Below are 2,220 nucleotides of genomic sequence, written 5' to 3' on the forward strand. Positions count from 1 at the left end.
AGGTGATCGTGTTCCCGCTGAACCAGAAGGCCGAGGACCTGCTGATGCAAGCCCCGGCGCCGGTCGGCCCGGAGCGCCTGCGCGAGCTGCACATCCGCCTCGACCTGCCGAAGCCGCGCAAGGACGCGGCGGAACCAGGTATCCCCTGAGCGTTTCCGGATGACCGGAAACGCTCAGGGGTTTCGTGTTCCTCAGTCGCCGGCGCCGCATCCGCGGCTTTGCTTTCGCCCCTGGCGGGGCGGGGGCGCGGTCGCGCCCCTTGGCGTTTCCGGATGAACCGGAAACGCCAAGGGTGAGCGAGCCTGCCGGGCCGGGTCAGGCGACCCGGTCCGGCGGCTCGCGGCCGGCGAAGAAGGCGTCCAGGTTGTCGAGCGCGCGGAAGCCCATCGCGTTGCGGGTCTCGACCGTGGCGCTGCCGAGATGCGGCTGCAGGAACGCGTTGGGCAGGTCGAGATAGCGCGGGTCGAGGTCCGGCTCGTTCGTGAAGACGTCGAGCCCGGCCGCCGCCAACTTGCCCGAGCGCAGCGCCGCGATCAGCGCGTCGTCGTCGACGATCGGGCCGCGCGCGGTGTTGACCACGACCGCGCCGTCCGGCATCAGCGCGATGCGGCGGCCGTCGAGCCAGCCGCGCGTCTCCGCCGTCAGCGGGCAGTTGATCGACAGGAAATCGGCCAGCGGCAGCATTTCCTCGGGGTCGGCGTGCCAGGTGGCGCCCTGTTCCTGCTCCGGCGGCAGCCGCCGCCGCGTGCTGTAGTGGACCTCCATGTCGAAGCCGCGCGCGCGGCGCGCCACCGCCTGGCCGATGCGGCCCATGCCGAGGATGCACAGGCGCTTGCCCGTGACCTGGACGCCGAGCAGCAGGGTAGGGGTCCAGCTCTTCCATTGCCCGGCCCGGACCAGCCTTTCCCCCTCGCCGGCCCGGCGCGCGGCGCCCAGGATCAGCAGCATCGCGGCGTCGGCCGTGGCGTCGGTCAGCACGTCGGGGGTGTTGGTCACGACGAGGCCCCGCGCGCTCGCGGCACCCAGGTCGATGTGGTCCACGCCGACGGAATAGGTGGCGACGATGCGCACCTCGTCCGGCAGGGCGGCGATCGCCGCGGCGTCGAGCCGTTCGCTCGTGGTCACGAGGATGCCGGGGCAGCCGCGCGCGAGGCGCGCGAGCGCGGCGCCGTCGTGGACGACGTCTTGCGGGTTGAGGCGGGCGTCGTAGTCCCGCGCCGCGCGCGCCTCGACGGCCTCGGGGAGATGCCGCGTCACCAGGAGCGGCGGCCGGCCGTCATTTCCGGTCGGGGGTGAGCCGGGGGTCATGCGAAGCCTGGTCTCCGTGAAAAGTGTTGCGGGGACTTTCGGCGCCGCGCGACAATGCACGCTCCAGCGGGATCTCCGCCGACACGCCGTGAGCGTCACCTTGCCTGAATGGCCGCGAATCAACAACCGCGCCGGCTGCGCCGCCTTCGCCGCCTTCGCCGTCGCCGTCTCGGCCATTGTCCCGGTCGCCGGGCCGGTCGCTGGGGCGGCCGCGGCCGAGCTGGCGGCCCACCGCGCGACCTACGACCTGTCGCTCGGCTCGCTGAGGAGCGGTTCGGAGATTGCCGACGTCCGCGGCACCCTCGCGTTCTCCCTGTCGGACGCCTGCGACGGCTGGACGGTCGAGGAGCGCTACCAGCTCCGCTTCCTCTACCCCGCGGGCGACGAGGTCGAGATGGCGACCACCTTCGTCACCTGGGAGGCCAAGGACGGCGGAGCCTACCGTTTCAATTTCCGCAAGGTCGTGAACGGCGAGGTCGAGGAGGAGATGCGCGGCGAGGCGGATGCCGGCGCCGGCGTCGTCCGCTATGCCCGGCCCGAGGGCGACGAGCTGGCGCTGCCGCCCGGCGTGGCGTTCCCGACCGCCCACACGATCGCGCTGATCGACGAGGCCAAGTCCGGGGGCAAGTTCCTCTCCGCGATGGTCTTCGACGGGTCCGACGCCGGCGGCTGGACCGAGATCGGGGCTGCGATCGGCCTGGGCCGGACCGCCGAGGCCGGGGAGGCGGGGGCCTTGACCGGCGGCAGCTTCTGGCCGGTGAGGATGGCCTTCTTCCCGCCGGACGCGCAGGAGGCCGCCCCGGACTACGAGATGGAGATCGACCTGCTGGAGAACGGCGTCGCCCGTTCGGTCCTGGTCGACTATGGCGGCTTCACCGTCTCCGCGACGCTGCGCGAGGTGGAGGCGCTGCC

Annotated in this window: 2 protein-coding genes; one reads left to right on the forward strand and one right to left on the reverse strand. The window is 72.7% G+C overall.

Features of this window, described 5'->3' with window-relative positions; all coding sequences use genetic code 11:
- Positions 1-315: 315 nt before the first annotated feature.
- Positions 316-1,308: a 2-hydroxyacid dehydrogenase gene (locus tag VGO20_RS12765; protein ID WP_327502733.1), complete on the reverse strand. Its 993-nt coding sequence runs from the start codon at positions 1,306-1,308 to the stop codon at positions 316-318.
- Positions 1,309-1,396: 88 nt separating this feature from the next.
- On the opposite strand from VGO20_RS12765, the gene VGO20_RS12770 reads away from it, so the two are divergent.
- Positions 1,397-2,220 (forward strand): EipB family protein (locus VGO20_RS12770; RefSeq protein WP_327502734.1); only part of this gene is annotated, 824 nt, incomplete at its 3' end.

The organism is Arenibaculum sp., assembly GCF_035998295.1.
Taxonomy (GTDB): domain Bacteria; phylum Pseudomonadota; class Alphaproteobacteria; order Azospirillales; family Azospirillaceae; genus DASYHS01.

Excerpts from the sequence above, each read along its gene's own strand:
- VGO20_RS12765 (WP_327502733.1), bottom strand. The coding sequence starts at position 1,308 with ATGACCCCCGGCTCACCCCCGACCGGAAATGACGGCCGGCCGCCGCTC.